The sequence below is a fragment of the Alkalinema pantanalense CENA528 genome, from assembly GCF_050753345.1.
Taxonomy (GTDB): Bacteria; Cyanobacteriota; Cyanobacteriia; order Leptolyngbyales; family Leptolyngbyaceae; genus Alkalinema; species Alkalinema pantanalense.
In genome coordinates this window covers 1-23,964 of the sequence record NZ_JBLZFX010000004.1, presented here as the reverse complement: position 1 = coordinate 23,964, position 23,964 = coordinate 1, and the positions used below count along the sequence as shown (strand labels likewise).

At 50.3% G+C, this 23,964-nt stretch carries 21 protein-coding genes; 8 read left to right on the top strand and 13 right to left on the bottom strand.

Going from position 1 to position 23,964, the window contains the following annotated elements:
• Positions 1-196: 196 nt before the first annotated feature.
• Positions 197-1,474, top strand: coding sequence for a serine--tRNA ligase (gene serS / locus ACN4EG_RS02165; RefSeq protein ID WP_431627508.1), 1,278 nt, complete (start codon positions 197-199; stop codon positions 1,472-1,474).
• A 109-nt stretch (positions 1,475-1,583) separates the two neighbouring features.
• Here serS and ACN4EG_RS02160 read toward each other — a convergent pair whose 3' ends face one another.
• Positions 1,584-2,288 (bottom strand): riboflavin synthase, encoded by a 705-nt coding sequence (locus ACN4EG_RS02160; protein ID WP_431627507.1) that lies wholly within the window; start codon positions 2,286-2,288, stop codon positions 1,584-1,586.
• Between the two features lie 438 nt (positions 2,289-2,726).
• Between ACN4EG_RS02160 and ACN4EG_RS02155 the strand changes: the two genes are divergently transcribed.
• The gene (locus ACN4EG_RS02155) at positions 2,727-3,230 is read left to right on the top strand and encodes a bifunctional nuclease family protein (RefSeq protein ID WP_190569886.1); all 504 of its coding nucleotides are present in this window, start codon (positions 2,727-2,729) and stop codon (positions 3,228-3,230) included.
• Positions 3,231-3,308: 78 nt separating this feature from the next.
• On the opposite strand, the gene ACN4EG_RS02150 is transcribed toward ACN4EG_RS02155, so the two are convergent.
• On the bottom strand, positions 3,309-3,875 hold the full coding sequence (locus ACN4EG_RS02150) for a hypothetical protein (protein ID WP_431627506.1): 567 nt from the start codon (positions 3,873-3,875) through the stop codon (positions 3,309-3,311).
• 3 nt (positions 3,876-3,878) lie between these two features.
• Positions 3,879-5,057, bottom strand: a complete 1,179-nt coding sequence (locus tag ACN4EG_RS02145; protein ID WP_431627505.1) for an acyl-CoA dehydrogenase family protein — start codon at positions 5,055-5,057, stop codon at positions 3,879-3,881.
• A 206-nt stretch (positions 5,058-5,263) separates the two neighbouring features.
• Between ACN4EG_RS02145 and ACN4EG_RS02140 the strand changes: the two genes are divergently transcribed.
• The 3 genes from ACN4EG_RS02140 to ACN4EG_RS02130 all read left to right on the top strand — a co-directional run bounded on the left by ACN4EG_RS02140 (position 5,264) and on the right by ACN4EG_RS02130 (position 8,690).
• A complete protein-coding gene (locus tag ACN4EG_RS02140; RefSeq protein WP_431627504.1) occupies positions 5,264-5,953 on the top strand; it encodes a rhomboid family intramembrane serine protease in 690 nt (229 codons plus the stop codon).
• A 126-nt stretch (positions 5,954-6,079) separates the two neighbouring features.
• On the top strand, positions 6,080-7,528 hold the full coding sequence (gene gatA, locus ACN4EG_RS02135; protein WP_431627503.1) for an Asp-tRNA(Asn)/Glu-tRNA(Gln) amidotransferase subunit GatA: 1,449 nt from the start codon (positions 6,080-6,082) through the stop codon (positions 7,526-7,528).
• 286 nt (positions 7,529-7,814) lie between these two features.
• Positions 7,815-8,690, top strand: a complete 876-nt coding sequence (locus ACN4EG_RS02130; protein WP_431627502.1) for a lipase family protein — start codon at positions 7,815-7,817, stop codon at positions 8,688-8,690.
• 678 nt (positions 8,691-9,368) lie between these two features.
• Here the strand turns inward: ACN4EG_RS02130 and ACN4EG_RS02125 are convergent.
• The 5 genes from ACN4EG_RS02125 to ACN4EG_RS02105 all read right to left on the bottom strand — a co-directional run bounded on the left by ACN4EG_RS02125 (position 9,369) and on the right by ACN4EG_RS02105 (position 15,021).
• Positions 9,369-9,572 (bottom strand): NblA/ycf18 family protein, encoded by a 204-nt coding sequence (locus ACN4EG_RS02125; RefSeq protein ID WP_431627500.1) that lies wholly within the window; start codon positions 9,570-9,572, stop codon positions 9,369-9,371.
• Positions 9,573-10,097: 525 nt separating this feature from the next.
• Positions 10,098-10,835: a Stp1/IreP family PP2C-type Ser/Thr phosphatase gene (locus ACN4EG_RS02120; RefSeq protein ID WP_431627499.1), complete on the bottom strand. Its 738-nt coding sequence runs from the start codon at positions 10,833-10,835 to the stop codon at positions 10,098-10,100.
• Positions 10,836-10,904: 69 nt separating this feature from the next.
• Positions 10,905-12,596 (bottom strand): ABC1 kinase family protein, encoded by a 1,692-nt coding sequence (locus tag ACN4EG_RS02115; protein WP_431627498.1) that lies wholly within the window; start codon positions 12,594-12,596, stop codon positions 10,905-10,907.
• Positions 12,597-12,650: 54 nt separating this feature from the next.
• Entirely contained in the window at positions 12,651-12,965 is a 315-nt protein-coding gene (locus tag ACN4EG_RS02110; protein ID WP_431627497.1) for a DUF6825 family protein, read from the bottom strand.
• A 124-nt stretch (positions 12,966-13,089) separates the two neighbouring features.
• The gene (locus ACN4EG_RS02105) at positions 13,090-15,021 is read right to left on the bottom strand and encodes a serine/threonine protein kinase (protein WP_431627496.1); all 1,932 of its coding nucleotides are present in this window, start codon (positions 15,019-15,021) and stop codon (positions 13,090-13,092) included.
• A gap of 426 nt (positions 15,022-15,447) precedes the next feature.
• Here ACN4EG_RS02105 and ACN4EG_RS02100 point away from each other — a divergent pair, with 426 nt between their 5' ends.
• Positions 15,448-16,455, top strand: coding sequence for a sirohydrochlorin chelatase (locus tag ACN4EG_RS02100; protein ID WP_431627495.1), 1,008 nt, complete (start codon positions 15,448-15,450; stop codon positions 16,453-16,455).
• A 149-nt stretch (positions 16,456-16,604) separates the two neighbouring features.
• Positions 16,605-17,384, top strand: a complete 780-nt coding sequence (gene cobA, locus ACN4EG_RS02095) for a uroporphyrinogen-III C-methyltransferase (RefSeq protein WP_431627494.1) — start codon at positions 16,605-16,607, stop codon at positions 17,382-17,384.
• 271 nt (positions 17,385-17,655) lie between these two features.
• On the opposite strand, the gene ACN4EG_RS02090 is transcribed toward cobA, so the two are convergent.
• Both ACN4EG_RS02090 and ACN4EG_RS02085 read right to left on the bottom strand, forming a co-directional pair.
• Positions 17,656-18,984, bottom strand: coding sequence for a PhoH family protein (locus ACN4EG_RS02090; protein WP_431627492.1), 1,329 nt, complete (start codon positions 18,982-18,984; stop codon positions 17,656-17,658).
• A complete protein-coding gene (locus ACN4EG_RS02085; RefSeq protein ID WP_431627491.1) occupies positions 18,956-19,162 on the bottom strand; it encodes a hypothetical protein in 207 nt (68 codons plus the stop codon). Before ACN4EG_RS02085 ends, ACN4EG_RS02090 begins: the two co-directional genes overlap by 29 nt.
• Before the next feature lie 144 nt (positions 19,163-19,306).
• On the opposite strand from ACN4EG_RS02085, the gene ACN4EG_RS02080 reads away from it, so the two are divergent.
• Positions 19,307-20,287 carry an energy-coupling factor transporter transmembrane component T family protein gene (locus ACN4EG_RS02080; RefSeq protein ID WP_431627490.1) on the top strand — a complete coding sequence of 327 codons (981 nt, stop codon included), beginning with the start codon at positions 19,307-19,309 and terminating at the stop codon, positions 20,285-20,287.
• A gap of 150 nt (positions 20,288-20,437) precedes the next feature.
• Here ACN4EG_RS02080 and ACN4EG_RS02075 read toward each other — a convergent pair whose 3' ends face one another.
• From ACN4EG_RS02075 to ACN4EG_RS02065, 3 genes are all read right to left on the bottom strand, one after another.
• A complete protein-coding gene (locus ACN4EG_RS02075) occupies positions 20,438-22,186 on the bottom strand; it encodes a DUF3352 domain-containing protein (protein WP_431627489.1) in 1,749 nt (582 codons plus the stop codon).
• Positions 22,187-22,434: 248 nt separating this feature from the next.
• A complete protein-coding gene (gene cofH, locus ACN4EG_RS02070) occupies positions 22,435-23,583 on the bottom strand; it encodes a 7,8-didemethyl-8-hydroxy-5-deazariboflavin synthase subunit CofH (protein WP_431627488.1) in 1,149 nt (382 codons plus the stop codon).
• 74 nt (positions 23,584-23,657) lie between these two features.
• Positions 23,658-23,964, bottom strand: a 307-nt coding sequence (locus ACN4EG_RS02065) for a circadian clock KaiB family protein (protein WP_431627487.1), incomplete at its 5' end; no start/stop codon positions are given.

The following is a 23,964-nucleotide window of genomic DNA, read 5'->3' as shown; positions in this document are numbered from 1 at the left end:
GCAGCTAGTTGGGTTGCATAAACTGCTATTTGGGCACCTCATTAATTGGGACATTTGGCTCTGCGATCGTTTCTGTGTGGAGCACCGCGACTGGGAGTACCTGAACCACGAATCTCAAAATTCCCTGCTGTGGCGTGCGCCTTCTCCCGATCGCCTTGTATCCTGTTCTATGGACAAATTTACTGATTAAAAACCCGTGCTTGACCTAAAGCTCCTGCGAGAAAATCCAGACCTGGTAACCCAAAAGTTGGCCCAGCGAGGGGGAAACTATGACATCCAGCCAATTCTAGACTTGGATCAGCAGCGTCGTGATCTAGAACAACAGCGATCGGCCCTCCAAGCACGGGGCAACGAAGTGGGTAAGCTCGTCGGCCAAAAAATGAAATCCGGCAGCAAACCTGATGATCCAGAAATTGTGGCGCTAAAGGAAGAAGGCAACCAAGTTAAGGCTCAATTGGCGGATCTGGAGCCGCGTGAAAAGGACATTAAGGCACAAATTGAAGCCCTAGTTCTGCAATTGCCCAATTTGCCCAGCGACAGCACGCCGATCGGCAAAGACGAAACGGAAAATGTAGAAGTGCGACGCTGGGGGGATGAGTACAAACCCAGCCATGCCGTGCTACCCCACTACGAAATCGCTGAAAAATTGGGGATTTTGACCACCGATCGGGCCACTAAAATCGCCCAAACCCGTTTTGTGGCGTTGTTAGGTGCAGGAGCGGCACTGGAGCGAGCATTGATCCAATTCATGCTGGATCAACACATTGCAGCGGGTTACCTGGAAGTCTTGCCGCCCTTTTTGATTAACTCCACATCGCTAACGGCGACGGGCCAATTGCCCAAGTTTGCAGAAGAAAGCTTTAAGTGTGCGGAGGATGACCTGTGGCTGGCTCCGACGGCGGAAGTGCCTGTGACCAATCTCTATCGGGATGAAATTATTGACAGCAGCCAGTTGCCGATTCACCACTGTGCCTATACCCCCTGTTTCCGGCGGGAAGCGGGCAGCTATGGCCGGGATACACGCGGTTTAATCCGGCTCCACCAATTCAATAAAGTTGAGCTAGTCAAGCTGGTGCGGCCCGAAACCTCCGAGGAAGAGCACCAAAAACTGGTGGCCAGCGCCGAATCGATCCTACAAGCCTTGAAACTGCCCTATCGCACGATCGAACTCTGTACGGGGGATATCGGGTTCGGTGCCGCGAAGTGCTATGACTTGGAAGTCTGGCTGCCGTCGAATAATACCTATCGGGAAATTTCTAGTTGCTCTAACTTTGGTGATTTCCAGGCCCGTCGCGGCAACATTCGCTTTAAGGAATCGGGGCAAAAGGGTACGCAGTTTGTCCACACTCTGAACGGGTCAGGTCTGGCGGTGGGCCGTACCATGGCTGCTGTATTGGAAAATTACCAACAATCCGATGGCACCATCCGAGTTCCCGAAGCATTACAGCCCTATCTCAAGCGGGAAGTCCTGTAGGGCAGGACATTTTCTAGTTGTAGTTCTAGCCGTAGTCCGGTAGAAAACTGGGGGACGATCGAATACATATCGCGATCGTCCCCTGCTGTTATCTTGCTTGGTCGATCACCTAGAGATAACCGTGTTCTGCTAGGAAATCGGTGGAAATGGCTGCATCGTTAGTTAAGGCATGGCCATTTCCCGATCGTTGGCCCAACGCAGTATTGGGAGACAGGCGATCGCTACGCAGAAATTTTTCGACGTATTTACCTAAAATATCTCCTTCCAGATTGACCCAACTTCCCGGTTGCAGGTGACACAAATTTGTAGCGGTGTAGGTATGGGGAATGACCGCCACACTAAAGCGCGTCCCTTCCAAATTACAATCGGCTACGGTCAAACTAATGCCATTGACCGCCACACTGCCCTTGGAAAGGATGTATCGGGCAACGGTGTCACTTTCGGTCGTAAACGTAATATCCCAGGAGGTGGCAGCCTGTACAGCGGATTGGAAATACCCAACCCCATCCACATGCCCCGTGACAAAATGGCCACCGAGCTTACTGCCGATCCGCAAAGAAGTTTCTAAATTGACCCGTTTGATCCGCCCCTCATTATGGCCAAGGGCGGTGCGACGCATCGTTTCTGGAGAGACATCGGCAATAAACCCGATCGGCAAAATTTTCACCACTGTCAGGCAAATGCCATCCACGGCCACACTGTCACCCAGTTCTAAGCCTTGGAGAATCACGGAATTCTCTGAACAAGTAATTTCCACATGCTCAGGGTCAAGGGTCTGTAACGTGCCAACGTCCTGGATTAATCCTGTAAACACAATTTTGATTTGATCCCAAAAGGTGAATAGCGTAGCAATTTTTTTTGATCACGTTTTTTTGATCACATTTCTGGTGGTGACCTTTCTGCGGTTACTGTTGGGATTCCACTTCGCGATCGCCCCCTAGGCAATGTAATCTTTTGGTAATGCCGCTCAAACAATTTGAAGTTTAATTTACGCTCTAATGTCACACCCAAGAAAGTCATCGCTTGATATTTCTTGGATTTAGTTTAATGAAAGTAAGAAGTCTTTTTTATTTTGGCAAATTCTCTAAGGAATCATTTAGGATTAAGTTCAGGGATTTCTGGGATGTGGAAAATAGATTCATCATCTAAGGATCTCTCCATGCGTAGCCCCCAACGCAAGATTCAGACAACGTTGATAATTAGTCTATATAGATAAGCTTCGTTTGCGACGGGTGTTCTTGAGGCGAGATCTATGATCGAAATGAAAGTGACGACGATCGCGGTGGATGCAGCAACCCGAAGTCCGATCGTCCTGCTCGAAGATGGTACAGGTCGTCGAGCGTTACCGATTTACATTGGGGAGGATCAAGCGAAGGCGATCGGGAGTGTAATGCGCAATATTACACCGCCCCGGCCTGGAACGCATGATCTATTTGTTAATTTGCTGGATGCTTGGGATATGGCATTGGATCGCGTCGTCATCCATGCCCTCAAGGACAGCACCTTCTACGCGCTGCTGATTGTCAAACAGGGTGAACTGAAACGGGAAATTGATGCACGACCCAGCGACGCGATCGCCTTAGCCCTCCGAGCCGGGGCTCCCATTTGGGTCATGGAAGAAGTGGTGGCAGATGCTTCAATTCCGGTCGATCGGGATGCTGATGAAGCCGAACGCCAAGCCTTCCGGGATTTTGTAGCCAACTTAAGTCCCTCTCAATTGATTGAGCGGAGTCGCTTTGACGCCAGTGGGGGCTAAGACAGAGCCCCTAAGACAGAGTGACTACATGAAAGCGGCTAAATGAGAGCGGCTAAGGTCGGTACGTGGCACTAGATGCTACTCCAGAATGTCCGTCACCTTGGTGAGTTCAATTTGCTCTGACGGAAGGTCTAAGGGATAGCCCAAGCTGCGGGCTTTTTCGGTCATCTCGTCGGAGAAAAAGTCTGGGCCGACGAAGTTATGGCAGGTGGCCCAGTAAACGGGATAATCGCCTTGGTTATAGCCGAACCAGTCCCCACCGGGATTCAGCAGGTGGGCATAGACGGTGCCATCACTTTCAAAGATGTAGGCAGGCTTTTGCGTAGAACAGTAGACGTAGTTCGTTTGCGGTTCACCAAAGTTATCGGATGGTTCGGTTTCCATGGGCCAGGAACGATGGGCAATCTGGATACGGTACAGGGTACCGCGATCGGTTTTCTCCATCACCGTTTTACTGATGAACTGACTGTCCCAGCAGGTACCCATGTGGCAGCGCCCAGGCAAAATCGGGCCTGCAAGAGTAGTCTGTGCAGTGAGGAAGAAAGGAACCATCCCGACCATTCCAGCAAGCAATTTTTGCATCATGCCCCAAGCGTCTGATTGAATTTTATCCAGTGGAATTTTATCCAAGTCGATATCCATCATGGGCTAGATAACGCCCCCAACGACAGCGTGATTTCCAGGAATTTGCCAACCTGAAATTGAGGTTGATCGTTCAGCAATGCGCTGGAGCGTCGCGGTCATCACATCTGGCGTTTGGCCTGCAACACTCCAGACCAACGCTTCTCGATAAAGACGATTGGCTGGGTGACTGCTCTGATTGGCAGCCCCACTCGAAGCAACCACCGCCGCTTGGGTACAGCGTAACGCCAGATCGATCGCCCAAACCCGTAGGGATAATTGTGACTCAAAATCCTGGGTTAAATCATGTCTTGAGTCTTGGTTAGTGAAAGCTTGGGAAATCTCCGTGCGACAGGTGTGGAGTTCTGTGACGAGAGCATCATGGATCGGCGCGATCGGTAAAAAAGGCTTACGCTGCTGCATTTCCAAAAGCCAATCTACCCCCGCTTGGGCACACCCTAGGGCAAAACTGCTGTGACTGAGGACATTGGCCCGATCGCTGGCTTGAATTGCCCCAGCAGGCCGTATCGTCACCACTCGTTTCAGCGGCAAGATCCAACGGGTCAGAGTCCCTACCACGGTTTGGGCCGCACCCATGGCAGCGAGTTCCATCGGTTCACTCAGCAGCAAGGATCCACCTGTGCCTTGCGTGGTCGATTTCAACGGTAACAAGCCGTAGACTGCCGACCCATCGGGCAAAGTAGCCGCCAGAATGAAATCCTGAAAAATGCCATAGCCCGTAATCCAGGGAATGGAACCATTAATCTCATAGCCATTCAGGCCCTCGCCATTCAGGCCCTCACCCTCAGCTAAGGCGATCGCGGTTACCGGAGGATTGTCTACCCGTCGTAAATGGGAAAAGGCAATACCGACTAAAGCTTCGCCCTGGGCCATTTTGGGTAGATAAGCAGCTTGTAGCGATCGATTGTCACTATTTGCCAACATTCCCCCAGCGCTTTGATGTTGAGTTTGCAGAAAGGCCAACGCCCCGGACGATCGGGCCAAGCGTTCTTGAAATTGGGCAAATACGAGGGCATCGATCGGCGCTCCCTGCCAGGATGGGAACGCTTTGAGGGCTAACAGATCCTGTTGTCCCAGGAGGGCTAGGGCCTGGGCTAAAGCGTCAGGGTTACTGTCTAAAATCTGGGCTTGGGGGGCAATATAGGTCTGGCAGAGTTGATTTGTGCGGGTTAGGAGCGGGTGCATAGCAAAACAACGATCGACTGAGGGTAAGCCAATCTTAAAAAACCTCTGCCTGTCAAGCATGTTTCAGCCGATCCAGGGTATTCTTTCTCTAGAGCTTGTAGAAATAAATCGTCCTTTGATGACTGCGCAATAATTGCGCGATAACTGCGCAACCCATCCAATCTCCATCAAGACTACTCAAGATTCTGGCTGCTGCGGGTGCAAGCATGAATAATCCTATCTATCTCTCATTTAATGACTGGTTTGCCCAAGCAAGACTGTGGCTTGACCTTCTTGTGATTGCATGGCTCGTCAGCATCATCAATGGTGGCTTTTTTAATTGGCAGCTCAACCGCTTCGGCGTTTATCCACGGGATTTTTGGAGTCTATTTCGCATCCCCCTCGCCCCCTTTCTCCACGGAGATTGGGCCCATCTTGTGGGCAATACCAAATACTATCTACTCCTTGGCGGACTTGTAGTTCTTCGCGACCCCAGCGATTTTGCTGTTGTTTCAATCACAACTTTGTTAGTCTCCGGTTTTTTAGGGTGGTGTTTTGGTCGAGCCAAAGCAAGCTACATCGGTGCTAGTGGTGTTATTACAGGCTATTTGGGCTTTCTTCTTACCCAGATTGTGGTCGCTAAAGATGCCTTTTCAGCTATTTTCTTTAGTTTGATTGTATTTTCTTTCTTTTTTGGAGAGATGATTGTTTTCCCACGACTGACCGGGGAAAAAAATACTTGGAATTTTGGCAACACCCTGGTTTGGGGAATGACTCCGATCGTCGCCAACAACGTAGCGTGGGAAAGTCATCTCTTCGGTTTCTTTGGAGGGGTCATCACGGCCTATTATCTACTCCCCTTCAAGGACTGGCTGAAACAGCTAATTATTCTCTGGAAAAATTTCATCATTGGTTAATCAACGACGGACTTAGGAGATAGTCCCTATTAGGGTGGGTTTCCTATCGTTCTGCATCGATTCTTCCAGGCCAATTCCTCCTATACTGGTAAGCTGGACGCGCATCAGAAGATAGAGGACATAACAATGGCATCCATTCGTGAGCTACACGAACAGCTTGTCAAAAAAGAACGATCGGCGGTGGAAATCACTCAAGCAGCTCTCGATCGGATTGAAGCCGTAGATGGCAAGGTCCAGAGTTTCTTAATGGTGACGGGCGATCGGGCGCTGGAACAAGCCAAGGCCGTGGATGCCAAAATTGCTGCTGGTGAAGAAATCGGGCTACTGGCGGGCATTCCGATCGCGGTCAAGGATAACATTTGCACCAAAGACGTACGCACCACCTGTGCTTCCCGCATCCTAGAAAACTTTGTCCCGCCCTACGACGCGACGGTGAACCAGAAGCTGCTGGATGCAGACATGGTCATGGTGGGCAAAACTAACATGGACGAGTTTGCCATGGGCGGCTCCACGGAAACCTCCGCCTTCCAAAAAACCGCCAACCCCTGGGATCTCGATCGAGTTCCCGGTGGATCTTCCGGTGGATCGGCCTCAGCTGTGGCTGCTGGAGAAGCCCCACTGTCCCTCGGCTCCGATACCGGTGGCTCCATCCGTCAACCCGCTTCATTCTGCGGCATTGTCGGCCTGAAACCCACCTACGGCTTAGTGTCCCGCTATGGTCTAGTCGCCTTTGCCTCCTCCTTGGATCAGATTGGCCCCTTTTCCACCACAGTGGAAGATGCGGCAATCATGCTTGGGACGATCGCGGGCTATGACCCGAAGGACTCCACCAGCCTCAAAGTCGAAGTTCCAGACTATACCCAGTACCTCAAGACCGATCTGAAGGGTAAAAAAGTTGGCGTCATTCAAGAAACTTTTGGGGAAGGCTTGAACCCGGAAGTGGCGGAAGCAATCCAAAAAGCCATTCAGCAACTCAAAGACCTGGGCGCAGAAATCATTGATATTTCCTGCCCTCGCTTCCGGTATGGCATCTCGGCCTACTACATCATTGCGCCGTCGGAAGCATCGGCTAACCTGGCCCGCTATGACGGTGTACGCTATGGCCGCCGCGTAGAAGATGCGGAAGACTTGATGGAGATGTATACCCGCACAAGAGCCGAGGGCTTTGGCGCTGAGGTGAAGCGGCGGATCATGATTGGAACCTACGCCCTATCTGCGGGATATTACGACGCCTATTACCTCAAGGCTCAAAAGGTACGCACCTTGATTAAACAGGATTTTGAAGCGGCCTTTGAAAAAGTGGATGTCTTGGTTTCGCCTACGGCACCGACCACTGCGTTCAAGATCGGCGATAAGATGTCCGATCCGCTCAGCATGTACTTGGATGACTTAATGACGATTCCGGTAAACCTCGCCGGATTACCCGGTCTGAGCTTGCCCTGTGGCATCGATTCCAATGGCTTACCGATCGGTTTGCAGATCATTGGAAATGTATTGCGGGAAGATCAGGTATTTCACACCGCCTATGCCTATGAGCAGTCTACAGACTGGCACCAGAAACGGCCAACACTGTAATCAGTGCTGTAACTAAAACGACTCAGGCCACAACTCTTCAAATTTGGCGAACAGTTGTGGCGGCATGGCGGTAAATAGTAGGGTCTAGCAAAGCTCCCCAAATGGCTATTCAGTCAGGACTGGGGAGTTTTTTCGATCGGGGCTAAAGGATTACCGGAAAAAGACTATCAAATTTTGCAAAGGTTCCCGAAATCAAGGGAATAGCCTGTGAATGGATGCATAGAAGACTCCACAGTTTGGTACCTAGTATTTTTAAAGCTCACAGTATTTTCAAGGTTCATGCTCTATGCCCTCCACTAAGTTTTCCACAATTCTTTCCAAAGTATCTAATTTTGACTTTCAATACGAAACAGCAAAGTATCATCCTAAAATTGCACTAACTTTAAGCAAAGCCTCTAAAATAGCCTATTTTGAGCCTGATGAGGTCATTCCATTTGTGAAGCAGAACTGGCAATTTAACGATTGTCAATTCTTAAACGAAAAGGAAACACAAGCGTACTTGATGATGAATGATCAAGTAATCATCGTTGCATTTCGAGGTTCTACCGAACGAGATGACTGGTTTGATAATTTTAAGTGTCTAATGCCAGTACCAGATGCCTTTGGGAAAGTTCATCCCGGTTTCCGCTACGCCCTCGATCACCTGTGGCAAAAAAGCTATGGTAAAAATAGCAAAGGCGAGGAATTGCGATTTCTGGATTATACTAAGCAGTTGCAATTACAAAAACCCCGATCGTTATGGTTTACCGGGCATAGTCTAGGCGGGGCTTTGGCGACCTTAGCAGCAGCAAGGCTACGGGAAAAAGATATTCCTGTCTATGGGTTGTATACTTTTGGCTCCCCGCGAGTCGGCGATCGTACGTTTGAACGCACCTTTAATGCTGATTTTAAATCCAAGAGTTTTCGGTTCGTGAATAACAATGACACCGTCACTCGAATTCCCCCTCGGGAGATAGGCTACAGCCATGCAGGTACATTTCTCTACTTCACTGCCAAAGGAGAAATCAAAAACGATCCTTATTTTTGGCTGCAATTTTTGGACAGCGTGCAAGGTGGAATGGATGACTTCATGAAACCTGGATTAGATTGCATTAACGATCACTGTATTGATTTCTATATCGACAATTTAGCAGCCAATCTTAATACAACAGCCACTTGGTAAATCCGGAAGATCTGCTTCGTATATCTAACTCAATTTGAGCAAATGAAATTCAACAATTTTACTTGCTCAAATTGAGTTGAAACTTAATCTCGCTTTACCAGGAAAATAACATGTAGATTATCTTGTAATTCAAATTTGTGATTCAAATAATCATTTACGTTGAAAATTTTGAGTTCTGAACATCAACTACAGCAAATTGCTTCAGGATAAGAAACAGATACAACACCTGAAACCTGTTTCCTGTTCTAATGTAGGCTGCTGTATCAATCAGTCGAGCAAAGAGCTATATTTAATTAACTTTTATGTTCGATAGAGACTTTACAAATAAAAAAGACATTACTTTTAGGATTTTCTTTAGGACTTCACCTGGGACGAAGAGAAACAATTCTCATATTAAAGTTCATGTTGAAGCCAGTGATGGTATTTCATCTATCTGTGAATTTAATAATCCTCTGTCAAGCTAGAAACACTGATATTTTCAGCCAAGAAATTCAAGCCATTGAGGAAAAGATAATCACTCCCTGTAACGGCTCATACAATCAATATTTACAGGCCAAAACAAATGCTAATCAGCAAAAGAGGGATTAGCCAGTTTCTTTCACTCAGTAAGAATGTTTCCACTGACTCACCCCCCATGACTAAAATACTCATAGCCTTCGTTTTATCATGCCTAGCACATTAGCTTGTGCCTTCCCATCCCCGCTCTTCCACGCCCCATTCCTGGCGCAGAAAATGCTTGTAATAGGCATCTTTGATCAGCATCTGTTCATAAAGACTGACCAAAAACTCTTGGGCCTGTTCCCGGCTCATGTCCCGCACCAAAGTAGCAAACGATCGTAGATTAAATTGTTGCTCCAGCGTTAGCTCGATTGACTTATCCATAATGGTCATTCCTGAAATAAGAGAGAGTAGTAATGTGGAGAAGATACAAATGCTATCTCCACCTTTCCAGGATGATGGGCAAACTTAAGATTTGGTGTAGCTAAAGTAACGATTCTCGTGTTGTGGAATAATTACTCGGCCTCAGATTAATTGATGAATTCGTTCAACTTACCTGATAAGTAAAATTAACTAATTTAGTTCTGATTAAAACATGAATAAATCTAATCATTACTAAATCGATAAAATTGCTAAAAATCGATCGAAATATTATCAAAATTTCGCAGCAATTTATAGTTTAGACAGTATTCTGTAGAGAGTATAAGGATAATTCTGTAAGGCATATCGCAATCTAACGTGAATCGAGAGAAAGCCATGCAGGGGTTTCAACGCCTTAAGCCAGGGTATGCTTATCAATCAGACGGATTGCTACAGATTTCAACATCAGGTTAACCAATTCAGATTTTAAGCCCAGCTTTTTCATCCAAGCCGCCAAGCTGGGGCTCAGGTTCTGGAATTGGGCTGCGTTTAAGCATTATTTGCTGGGTCGATCGTGATGACTACCACAGTGATATTGTCTCGTCCACCTCGCTCTTTTGCGGCATTAATCAGCGTATTGGCAGCCATATCACAGGCCCGAATGGTTTTGAGATGGTTGGCAATCAAAGAGTCGCTGAGTTCTTCCGTCAGTCCATCGCTACATAACAACAACCGATCGCCCGGTTTGACTTCAATCTGCTGAATATCAATGTCTGAACTTTCTTCCCGTCCAAGGCACTGGGAAAGAACATGACGCATGGGATGGGAACGCGCCTGATCTAAGGTCAAGGTGCCAGAACTAACGGCTCGGGCAATCCACGTGTGATCGATCGTGACTTGTTCCAGTGTGGCTCCCCGCATTTGATACAGCCGTGAGTCCCCCACATGGGCACACCACACCTCCTCCTGACGAAATAGCAGCGCCACCGCCGTCGTCCCCATGTCACTGCGTTCTGGATGCAGCTTTTGATCGTAGAGAATCGCTTGATTAGCTTTCAGAAATGCTTGCTCCAACAAATCCTGGGACGAGTCCTCCGAATCCCAAAAGCGTTGGAAATGGCCATACATCGCTTCGATCGCCAGACGACTGGCTTCTTGGCCGCCTGCATGTCCGCCCATGCCGTCCGCTACGACAAAAAACCTCCCCTCAGGATCCGTATGATAGGCATCCTGGTTAGCCGAGCGCACTAGCCCCGGATCAGTCATTCCTGCGAAAAAACGTTTCATGAACAGACAGCACTCAGCAAACAAGGTTGAAAAAGTCGTAACAAAGCTTGACGTTAAGATCTGAAATGATTACGGCAGCCGCTCAAAGCGATCGAGCTTGATTAGCAAACGCACGAGCGCTCCCCCTGTAACCACTGCCGCAAAAGCAGCTAATACCGCTGCCCAAACCCAGTGGTTGACGAGCAAGATGGTTGCAGACAGGGTAAAGGTACAGGTCAACAGGGTATAGTTGGTTCCCATATTAACCCCTGTCAGCTTGCGTAGCACACGATCGGTTTCACTCGATCGTACCCGCACCCGCAAGTCCCCTCGCTCTAGTTTATCTAGGGTATCCTCAATCCGTCGGGGGAGTCCTAGGGCAGAGTTACTCACTTGGGCTGCTTGACGACTCAGCTCATTTAATAGGTTACCCGCTTCTGAATAGGGATTTTCATTGGCCATAAGTTGCATTGCAAAGGGTTTTGCAACCTCCATAAAATTAAAATCTGGATCCAATCCTTTACCAACCCCTTCCAACGTAGAAAACGCCCGCATGACAAACGTAAAAGTCGCTGGGAAGCGAAAGGGTTGATCGTAGGCAATTTCATACAGGTCATCACTAATGGCGTTGATCGACTGGGCTTCAAAGGGTTTATCCATGAAGTTATCCAGCATGTACTGCACCGATCTCCGCACTGGCCCTGGATCATCCGTCGGTGTCAGCGCACCCAAGTCCACCAGGGATTGAATCACCCGATCGGCATCCTTCTGAGCAATCCCAAAAAAAGTACCCAACAGTTTCTCGCGGGTGACCGACTTGACCTGCCCCATCATGCCGAAGTCATAGAAAATCAGTTGACCTTCAGGGCTCACCGCTAAATTACCAGGGTGGGGATCGGCGTGGAAAAACCCTTTGTCTAGAATTTGCCGCAGGTAGGATTGTGCCCCCAGTTTGGCAATTTCCTTACGATCTAGCCCTGCTGCTTCCAACGCCTCATAGTGACTGATTTTGATACCGGGTACGTATTCCAAGGTTAAGGTGCGAGGAGAGGCATAGCGCCAGTAGACTCGAGGAACCCGAACCCCTGGCTCGTCCCGAAAATTGCGCCGAAAGGTATCAGCATTGCGCCCTTCATTCAGGTAGTCAATCTCCTCCCAGAGGATTTTGCAGCATTCCTCATAAATACCCATCCAGTCGCGACCTCGACCCCATTTGGGATGGCTTTGGAAATAGCGGGCAATCCCTCTGAGAATTTCCAGGTCGATCGTGAATAACTTGCGTAACCCTGGTCGCTGAATCTTAACAACAACTTCTTCACCCGATTGCAACTGCGCCCGGTGGACTTGGCCTAGACTAGCCGCAGCCAAAGGCACTGGATCAAAACTCCGGTAGAGTTCTGGAATAGCTTTGCCCAGATCCTGGTGAATAATTTCGGCAACTTGTTCATAGCTAAAGGCAGGAACCCGATCTTGCAGCTTAGAGAGTTCCTCAACAAATTCACTGGGAAATAAATCCGCGCGGGTTGAAAATAACTGGCCCGCTTTGATAAACGTTGGCCCTAAGTCTAGCAAGGTTTCCCGAACCCAGATGGCCAAGGCCCGTCTACGAACGGCTTTTTTCGATTCCGAGATGCCACCGCGATAACTCCAAGGCTTCTCAAACAGCCAGTGCTCGTAGAGCAACCGCAGCACAAAGGCCCAAATATCTACAAAGCGCCGCTGTCGGGAATAGTTGTCACGATTCCAGCGATAGGCTCGATCGGGATAGGACTGGCTGCCCATGAAGCAATTCTCGGGGTAGAGAGGAACAGATCAAGAGAAACGGAGCTAGCAGGATTAGCTGGCTCCATTGCGATAGCGTTGAAGCTCTGTGCGAACCTCGGCAATCTCAGCCCGCAAGTCATCGATGATAGCTTGCAAATCTCCACCCCGAGGCGAAGTTGGCGTCGGAGCAGCGCTGCCTTGGGCGTTGGCATTCACTTCTACCCGTTCCGTAACCTGCTGAACAAAGTTGCGCAGGGTCTCCCGCTGCTCAGCATCAAATTTGCCCAGCTCGCTTAGGGCATTTGTGACTGCTTTCTCGGCTTGCTCAGAAAGAATTTCTGCGATCGCGCGACCAACAAAAAAGGCATGAACCAAGGGACTACTCATGGGAATGCTTTGCAGACGTTCGCAAAAATTATAACTTGCTTAACATTCCAGAGTCCGACGAATCACCGGAATCCCAGTGAATCACCGGAATCCCAGTGACCAGCCCCTCGTTGCTTGCAGATCCCTAAGGAGTCGGTTCTGGTGGCAGAGGATCCGCTGATTTTGTTAAAGCTTTAGGAGAAGCAGCGGGAGGCAGGGGATCAGCCCCACGGGGAGGTTTGGATGAGGCGGGGGAGGGAGCGGCTGGCGGCAAATCTGGCTCGACTAGGGGAGCCTTAGCGGGAGGTTCTGAACTGGATGCCGCAGGAGGCGCGTCCTCCGGCTGACGACGGGAGGGCTTTGCCGGGGGCGGGGGCGATGTTTCATCTCTAGCATCTGGGGCCGTTGAATCTACAGAAGGGACTGGATTGAAGGGGATTTCTCGGCGCGGCAAAGGAGATTCGATCGGTTCAGGAAAATCATTGACTTCACTGGTGGGTGAGGTTGAACCGGAGTTGGGTGAGCGATTGGTAGTGCTAGGGGTTTCACTGGGAATCTCGTCGGAGTTTTCAATCGCTTCAACGGAGCCTTTCCATTCCCGTTGGGGGAAAGACTGACCTGCGTGGAACAAGCTGGATCCTGGCCGTTGACCTGCACTGAAGCGGAGTGCTAAACCAAAGCTCAGACCAAAAGCAGCAGCGATCGCGCCAATCAGGACAAATGCTCGCTTGGGATATTTAGGAACAATCAGCATGGATGACTTTGGGGTAGAAGATTGAGAAGCCTCAGAAGAATAGCCAAGATCTGGGGCAGATTCGGGGGAAGCGGAGTCCAAGTTAGAAGGATCTGGGGTTGGATCGGGTTCAGCTAGAGGTTCGTGGCGATAGAGGGCAGGAGCTAGCGGGGGTCGGGCAGGAGCATCGGGGAATGCAGGGGGTTGGGCGATCGGCTCAGCGGCGGACGACGGAGTTTGGGGCAGACGGGGGAGGATGATCGAAGAACTGCTGGGTGTCACGGCGGGGGCAGCACTCGCGATGACCTCCGGTCGGTCGGAGACCATCGGCATGGCTTCCGACGAGGCAACAGGGGGCACCAGCGTCGGTTCTGTAGGTGCGACCGTAACGGCCATCAGTGGAGCGGCAGAGGCACTGACCAGGGGGGATGGGGCAAGCGTTGGGGTTGTTAAGCTGGGCTGAGTGCGGGGTTGCGATCGCTCTGGATTTTCTGCTTGAGAGGAGCCAGCCGATCCACCGCCGAATAGATGCAGTAAAGCTTCGGCTGTTTGAACCCGTTGCTTGGGATCCGCTGCCATTGCGTAGCGCAATACCTTTTGCACAGCCGGAGGGAGTAAGGGCAGGAGGGGAAATTTCTCAGCTAAGTCTCCAGAGGCAACGCTCAGCGGCGGGTGGTTGGATAGGGCATGGTACAGCATAGCGGCAATGCTGTAGAGATCGGTTTGCGGAGTCGCGCCTTGGGTCAACATTTCCGGAGCCCAATAGAGCGATCGCGCTGGATCCAGAGACTTAGAAGCCGCTGGAATCAGTCCCGTACTGAAACCCACAAGGACAATTGCATTGCTTCCTGAGCGCTGAATTAGTTGTCGGGGATGCAGATTACCATGCACCAAATGATGAGAATGGGCAACATGCAGGGCAGCAGTCGCTTGGCAAAGGGCTTGTAAAACAGCCTTAGGGGAGAGGGTCGCCTGGGAAGCAAACAGATCAGCCAGGGTGCTGCCGGAAATATATTCCATGACAACAAACGGTTGCTCCGCTTCCGAGAAAATATCGAGAACACGAACTAGACTGGGATGCTGGCTAGCGGCAAGGAGGCGAGATCGATCGAGAAAGCGTTGGCGCAATTGGGCATATTTAGGATGGGACTGCAGGGTGGGATTGAAGGTTTTGATGGCCACGATTTGCCCGGTTGCAGAGACAGTGGCACGGTAGGTAAGACCAATTCCTTGCCCATCCAAGGGGTGGTTGAGTAAGTATTTGCCGTTTTGAAGGGTTGTTCCAGCATTCAGCTGTATTCCACTGCGTTGCACACCACCGACCTGCGTATCCCCGAGTTGCATCGCCTAGCCTCTCTGAAATTGCTCCCACCTATGCTAACTGTTTACGCACCCTTTCCAGGGGATCGGGGTAAGAATCTCACCCAAAAGGTAGGATATCGAAAATTTTAGAAAAATTGATAGCCAATCGCTAAATCGGCTACACAGTGAGGGGCGATCGCGCAGTATCATTAAGGACTATTTAATTGATTGTTTATTCCTCTTGACCGTTGAATCTGGTTGCTGAATCGTTAGCTTGACGATTCAATCTCAGCCATTGAAGAGTCAATTGATATTGATGAATTACAGATGCAATTGATGACTCCAATGGATGTGGGACATGTCCACCTATTCACGTATCCGAAGGTTTAATGACGCTGATATTGAACTGAACTTTTCCGGATTACAACCTTTCTCAGATGTCTTGCTTGGTTTAATTTGAGTACGCCCTTGTCTTGGTTGAATGCATCCTTGAACGCTTACTTATTCGTAACCCATGGCAGCCGTGATCCGCGTCCTCACCGCACCGTATTGCAGTTAGCTGAACGGTGTCGCGATCGCTTAGCGCAAGCCCATTTTGCCCGCCCCCATTTCGTCACTTCCAGTTTGGCCGAACCCATTTCTGCTTCCCGTAGGGCAATGCGATCGGCCACTCTCAATCAGCAGACAATGATCGGAACGGCAGCCTTAGAATGTATGCCTGAGCCTTTACATCAGCAGATTAGTCACTTTGCCCAGACCGTCGCCAATGCAGGGGGCAAGACTGTGACGATCGTGCCCTTGTTTCTGCTGCCGGGGGTTCATGTCATGGAAGATTTGCCTCGGGAAATGGCGATCGCTCAACAGGCCCTAGTCACGGCCCAGACACCCATCACCCTCAAAATGATCCCCTTTTTGGGCAGCAATCCAGAGTTATTGCCCTTGCTCCAACAACAATTTGAGCAAGCTTCAGTCCCTCCTCTCACGCCGCCATTGGGCTCACAGTTATCACCCCAAACCCTAGAACCACCCCAGACCTTAGAACCACCACCATACCGAATTTTGCTGGCCCATGGTAGTCGCCGTCCAGGGGGGAATGCAATCGTCGAACAATTAGCCCATGACCTAGATGCCCATGTAGCCTATTGGTCAATGGCACCTAGTTTAGAAGATTGCTTAAATGACTGCCTAAATAATTGCTTACCCCCCTGTCCCAGGGGTGGACTTAACGGGGAAACAACCGACCCAGGAACGGGCAATGCCATCAATTCACCTTTGTCCCCCCCCCCTAGAGCACCCATCAGGAGAATGGTTATTCTTCCTTACTTTTTGTCCGAAGGAGGGATTACAGATGCGATCGTGCAACAGGTACGATCTTGGTCAAATCTTTTCAATCAGCCACAGGTTCAGCTTTTACCCACCTTAGATGCCAACCCGGCTTTAGTAGATTTGATTTTAAAACGGTTGAATAACGAATGAGTCGATCCATAACTTGAGAGTTCATGAATTCTCAATCAAGTTAATGATCTATTCATTGTTATTCATTGCTTGTTATTCATCCCTTTCTTTCTAATACTTTTTGAGTTTGCCTTTCTTCTTCACCGTTGTGTTTTCAGTGTGATAGCTCTATGACGCATTGTTCTGTCTCCTTAGGTAAAGTCTATCTTGTGGGTGCAGGCCCAGGCGATCCGGGTTTAATGACGCTTAAGGGGAAAACGCTCCTGGAATGTGCCGATGTAGTGGTCTATGATGCATTGGTCAGTCCGCCAATTTTGGCGATGATCAATCCCCAAGCGGAAAAAATTCATGCGGGAAAACGCAAAGGCCAGCATTCTCTATTGCAGGAAGAGACGACAAACTTGCTGATTAAAAAAGCGAAGCAAGTCGCGATCGTTGTACGACTCAAAGGGGGCGATCCATTTATCTTTGGGCGAGGCGGCGAGGAAATGGAAGACCTGGTGGCGGCAGGGATATCCGTTGAAGTGGTTCCGGGAATTACCTCAGGCATTGCTGCACCTGCTTATGCAAACATTCCCTTAACCCATCGCAATTACAGTTCCTCCGTGGTTTTTGTCACCGGACATGAATCCGTGGAAAAGTATCGTCCTGCCGTCAATTGGTCAGCGATCGCCCACAGTGCTGAAACGATTGTCGTTTATATGGGGATACACAATCTCCCTCATATTGTCGAAGCTTTAATTGATGCGGGTTTGCCAAAAGCAACACCGATCGCGTTAGTCCGTTGGGGTACCCGTCCCGATCAAACGGAACTGATCAGTCAGTTGGGTGATGTTTTGCAAGCGGTGGATTCCACTGGCTTTACCGCCCCAGCGATCGCAGTGATCGGCAATGTCGTGCAATTTCGCGAGGTGGTGACGCAAGCACAGCCGCAACTTGTGGTTGTTTAGGCAGACCCAACTTTAGGCAGACCCAGCTTTAGGGAACCTCAGAGCAGGGAGCAGCGTAGCAATCAAATTTTGCGTGGATGGGTAGGTGGGTAGGTGGGTAGATGGGTAGGTGAATAAATCGGGGATATTATGCCTTAGCAAATCCCTCAAGGTTGGAGACTAACGCAGCAGAATTGAGAATTTGGAGTTTCTGGAGTCTCAATTCTGCAATTACTAGTCTGGCGCTACAGTTCGATCGCCCAGTGGTTCTAAGCAGGTTTTATAGCAGGTTTTATAACAGCGCAGCAGCCCGTTCTGCCAGCATCGATCGCTCACCCCGTGCCAAGGTAATATGACCCGCGATCGCCTCGGATTTGAACCGTTCCACCGCATAGGTCAACCCATTACTCGCCGCATCCACGTAGGGATTATCGATTTGGTCAGGGTCGCCCGTCATGACGATTTTGGTGCCCTCGCCCGCCCGCGTTAGAATGGTTTTCACCTCGTGGGGTGTTAAATTCTGCGCCTCATCCACAATTAGGAACTGCTGGGGCAACGTCCGACCCCGAATGTAGGTCAGTGGTTCAATTTGCAATAAACCCCGTTCGATCAGTTCTTCGTGCCCTTTGCGCCAATGGGCAGGTTTACCCGTGCTGTCCTGGGTGCCAAAAATTAGGTCGAAGTTATCAAACAACGGTTGCATCCAAGGGGCGAGTTTTTCCCCAATGTCACCGGGTAGGTAGCCGATGTCTCGACCCATCGGAACCACAGGCCGCGCAATCAATAGACGAGAATACAAGCGCTCATCGGCAACTTTGTGCAATCCCGCCGCGATCGCCAGTAACGTTTTCCCGGTACCCGCAAAGCCGACTAGCGTGACTAATTGAATATCGTCCCTTAGCAACAAATCAAAGGCAAAACTCTGTTCCCGGTTGCGGGGCTGGATGCGGGAAATCCCGGAATGGGGAAATTTGGTAATGGGAACGAGTTTTTTACCACTGCCATCAACGATCGCCAGCGCAGTGTGGGAGGGATTGAGTTGATTCACCAACGTAATGGCTTGGTTTGGGAAAAACGCTCCTGGCAATGTCACACCGCCTTCCCGGAACAGTTGGCTGATCACCTCCGCATCGACCAACACTTCCGCCGAGCCCGTGTAGAGGTCGGAGATATCAACCTTATCGGTTTCATAATCACTGGCATCCAGCCCCAGCGCATCAGCCTTAATCCGTAGGTTCGTGTCTTTACTGACTAGAACGACCGGGCATTGGCATTGCCGCCGCAGTTCCAGCGCCACGGCTAAAATCTCATTGTCAGCCCGATCACCCTCCAGTTCCGGAGGCAGTTCCCGCAGCGTTTCCCGATGGCAGAGCGCCACCCGCAAGGTCCCCCCATTATCTAGGGGAATGCCTTGAATAATCGTGCCTTGCTGGCGCAGTTCATCCAGCATTCTGGACACTTGGCGTGCGTTCCGTCCAGTTGTCTCTGGTTGTTTCTTGAAGCGATCGAGCTCTTCAATGACCGTAATGGGCAAAACCACATCATTGTTGGCACCAAAGCGGTGGATGGCAGCAGGGTCGTGAAGCAGAACATTAGTGTCCAGGACAAAGGATTTCTTCATGCACAGGCTGAGTGGTATGTGTGATGGCAGTATACCCTTCTGAATCTGTCAATTGCACGGACGATCGCGTTTGTTCATGCAAGGGGCGGCATCCAAGCCGGTGACAGGTGTAACCAAAATGCTTGTATTGGGAGCGATCGGGGGCGATCGAGAAGTCATCGAGAACCGGCAGAAACACACCATTCTCTCAGCAGATTTTGAACAATCCCGACTACACTAATTGAAGATATCGTGGGCGATTGTGGGCCGTGCATCTCATCTGCATTCACCTCCCTAACCTTCACATGTCTGTCCAATTGCTTCTTTAGATCACCTTACTTGTATGGATCTGCTGCGCTCTTTACCCCTGGGACTTTACCTAGAACAGCCGATTACCTGGATGCACAAGTTGGATCCTAGGGTGAAATTAGCGTGGTTAATGAGTTTTTTAGCCGCCCCCTTTCTAGCGACGCTGGAATGGCGGGTTGGCTTAGTAGTGGCCCTGATGGGGTTAACCGTGAGTGGCAAGATTCCCCTGCGGGTCTGGCGGCAACAAATGGGCTGGCTAACGTTGCTTTGTGTCTATGTTGGCCTGTTGATTGCGATCGCGCCGGATGGTTTGAACGTGAATCCCCAGCCCCGGCTGCCGGAAAATGAACTGGTCTTCTCCCAGCAACCCGCTCAATTGCCCCCGCTGCCCCCCGCACAACCTTGGTATAGTCGTTTTCTGGGCGGTGGATCGTCCGAAACGAAGACAGCCCCAAAATTGCCTCAACCGACGGACTATCACTACGTGGTCGCAAATTGGGGGGTTGTGACGATTACCCAGCGATCGTTGAATTTGGCGCTGCGGTTTGCGACGCTGTTGTTTACGTTGCTGTATAGTACAACGCTGTATTTGCTTACAACAGCACCAGAGGAAATTACAGCGGGTTTAGAAGATTTACTGGAGCCGTTGCGTCGGTTTAAAATTCCGGTGACTGAAATTGCATTAACCCTGACGTTGTCACTACGGTTTATTCCACTGGTGTTGGAGGAATTTCAAAATTTGGTGCGATCGATTCGGACAAGGGCGATCGACTGGAAAAAGCTAGGACTGAAACGAACCATTAAAGTCTGGGTCTTGGTGGCGGAACGTTTGTTAGAAAATTTACTGTTGAGGGCAGAACAAATCGCCAGCGCCATGAAAGTCCGGGGATTTACCAGTCCCGATCGGCACCGGGTAGAATGGCACGAATTACAGTTACGGATCTGGGATTGGGTCTCCCTAGGCGTTTTGACCCTACTGTGGGCAGCAAGACTGGTTTGGGGCACCGAGGTTTAGGTCTGGGAGATTGGCTAGGTCAGCGCTTTCAGAATAGATAGCACCATCCAGAGTTCGTTCCCAGAATTCAGCAAGGAGAACAAGGCTAGGTACGCTGGCTCACCAAGCTCCTGCACAGGAGCGGATGACGTTGGAGAATTACTGGGCGAATTACTGGGATGGGCTAGGGGAAGGAGCACTGGGACTCGGGAGGCTAGGACTGGGCAGTTCACCGGGTCGATCGCCCTTTTGCAGCAGTAAGGTGACATCGTAGCGGGTCGTGCGATCGCTAGTCACAACGGTGGTAATCCCGATCGATTGAATGGCCTCTAACCAGACTTGATTACTTTCAGGAAAACGCAGGAGGGGGAGGGATTTAAAGGAACCTGCCCGCTTCACATCCATAAAGAAGTTACCGCTCACCGCGTCGTTACTCGGCACGATCGCCTTTTGAAACAAGGGATTCGTCGATAGCGTATTCGTAGGACGGGGCAGAAAACTAGAAGCGACGGGTGCACCGAGGGTCAGAAAGGCCACATTCCCGTCTAGCCACCCCCGAGTAATCCCCACTTCCGCCGAGGGCATACGCCAGTTAACCACATCCTGACCAGCCACTTGCCCAGCTTCTACCGTGAAACTGAACTTTTTCGCCATCGTTTCATCCAGTTGCTTAAACGCTTTTTCCGCCGCTCGACGATCGCTAGCCTGGGCCATCAGCACCAATCCGATCGGCGTTGTGGGAGGGCTACCTGGGGGAGCCGCCACCAACGATAGGGAAAATTCACCCTGCATCCAATCGACAAAATCCTGTTCCAGATCCATACCCAGCGCGCCCTTCACCTCCTGCCGGAAACTGACCGGATCGAGGAGCTTGACGGGCATCGTGGCAAAGTCGCGAGTATAGTCTGTCCAGAACTGCTTAAAATCGCCTCCAGAGGCCATCAGCACCGTATCGCCGGGTAAGCGCGTTGGCATCGTTTTGGCCGTATTGCGCACGGAGAATTTACGATCGCCATCCGGTTTCAGCCAAAACACACTATTGAGCGTCACCCCATCGTCCCCAAGATTGGCCACCGTCGCCCAGCCTTGGCTCTGCTTCACCTGGTCAAGGCTCTGTTGCGACAGATTGCGGTTGGTGTTGGCATTCCCTGACATCACCATTTCCGGCAGATTCATATACACACTGGCAAAACCCCGCCCCGTCTTTTGGATTTGGCCGAGGGCGTCGGTGTAGCCCGGAGTCCCCGCTAATGACTTGCCACCTTTGTAAGTCTCGATCGCCCGTTCGATGCTCCTTGCACTGTTGGAAATTAGGATAAACTTGCCATCGATCGCGGCAATATCAACGTTCTGAGAGGGCTGTTCACCCTTAGCCTCGCGGATTTTAATATCTTGATAAGTCCGCTCCGTCCATTGGCGACCCGGCAGATTGCGCGGACGATCGAAGATCTCCTTAGCCTTTAAGGCGTTGTTAATCGGCAGAACCAAAATGGCAGGTTGGGCATTGGCAGGCTGAGGCGGTTGACCATTCTTAGGCGGTTCCAGTTCCGACTGGGGGGATAGCATGGCTAGGGTGACTTCCGAGCCAATCCAAGGCTGAATATCCTGCTCATAATTCAAGCCATTGGCCGTTAGGAAACGATCGCGCAGTTGGGCCAAATTTTGATTCAAGGCAGCTTGGCTTTTGGGAGTTCCAAAGCTGCGTAGTTTTTCCCACTGGTTAGCATCGGTGGTGAAGGAAACAACCATTAGGGCATCTTGGGGAATCACGGTTGACCCAGTTGGCAAGGTGCCCGGTACAAAATTCGGTCGTGTTAAAGTCCAGAAGGCGAATCCCCCACCCACAATCAGAAAGGCCGCCCCTGCTAAGGGCAGCAGCAGAGAATTAGATTTCTTCTGAAACAGCGTTTTGGCGTTCATGCGCTAACCGGGATCAAGCAATGCCTGTGGAATCTACCAACAGCCAATGTAGCAGAGTCTGCCAATTCTGCATGCTTCTTGAATGGCAATTCCATGGAAAAAATTAAAATTGATTGAGGATTGTTTGGGGTAGTTTAATCAAGCAAAATCAGTCAACACTCTGATCAATCAAGCATTTCAGCCTGTGGGTTCCCACCTTAGTAGGTGCTCCACTCAGCATCAACATCCCATGATCTATGAGTTGATCCTTACGCGGTGACGGGTTGATACAGCGTGTCCCGTTGTTGGGCCGGACGATCGAGGCTCGAAATCGCTTGGGTCAACGTCTCCACGGTTTGACAGGTACCGCCGATCGCCCCGGCCATGGTGGTGATGTGCTCTTCCATTAACGTGCCACCAATGTCGTTACAGCCCCAAGTGAGTGCGGCGATCGCCCCCGGTAACCCTAATTTGACCCAACTAGGTTGATGGTTAGGAATCCAATTGCCTAGGTAAATCCGGGCAACGGCGGTTAACTGTAGCGAAGCAGCTAAGTCTGGCTGATCCCGTCCAACCCGACTACGCAATGGTTTCGGCGCTTCTTGCCCCACAAAAGGCAGCAAAATAAATTCTGTAATCCCCCGATCGCCTCGATGCTGGGCTTTTTGTTGCAGTTGACGCAATTGTTCTAGGTGCTGAATTTGCTGGACAGGGGTTTCAATATGCCCCGACAGCATCGTACTGGTAGTGGGCATGCCTAAGGTATGGGCTGTCTGTAGAATTTCGACCCAAGTGGCCGAATTAATCTTCTCTGGACAAATTACGCGCCGCACGGCGTCATCCAAAACCTCCGCTGCCGTTCCAGGCATGGAATTCACCCCCGCCTCCTGCAACGCTGTGATCACATCGGCATAGGTTAAGCCATCCTGCCGCGCAATAAATTGAATTTCCTGGGGTGAAAAAGCGTGGAGATGCAGGTGAGGAAAGGCAGATTTGATGGTCGTGACCAACTGTACGTAATAAGGCAAAGCCCGATCGTCGATTTTAGCACTGGGATTGAGGCCCCCCTGCATACAAATCTCCGTTGCCCCCTGCTGCACAGCGTCAGCAGCCTTTGACAGAATTGTGTCCCAGTCTAACCAATAGGCTCCAGATTCATCGGCATCCCGTCGAAACGCACAAAAACTACAATGCTGTTCGCAAATATTGGTGTAGTTAATATTGCGATTGACTACATAGGTCACGGTATTGCCAACCTGCTGCTGACGCAGACGATCGGCGGTTTCACGAATAGCCTCTACAGCGGTGGAGCTGGTTTGGCGCAGCAGGTACAATCCTTCATCTGGGGATAAATCATGACCTGCTAACGCATGGTTTAAAGCAGCATCTAAGGATACCTGATCATTTTCTAAATACATTGCTCACAGGAATTTATGAATCAATTTTGAATTTGAAAAGCATGAGCTAGAAAGCAGATTATTCAAGCTGAAATTTAAGGATTGCTCAGCAGGCTCAGCAACCGATCGGTATCCTCCAAGTCTCCAACAATCCGTCGCATGGGTAAAGGACTCACTCGGACTAACGTTGGCATTGCAGTAACCTGATCTAACTCAGCCTGTTCTGGATTCTTAGTAATGTCAATCATTTTTAAGGTATAGGGCTGATCGATACATTGCTCTAGCAACCGGTGGAGATTTTGCAAAATGCGCTGCACATGACCGCTGCGACTGGATACATAAAGGTGGAAGACGTAATTGGCAGATTGGGGGAGTGGGTGGGTGGCAGATTGGGGGAGTGGG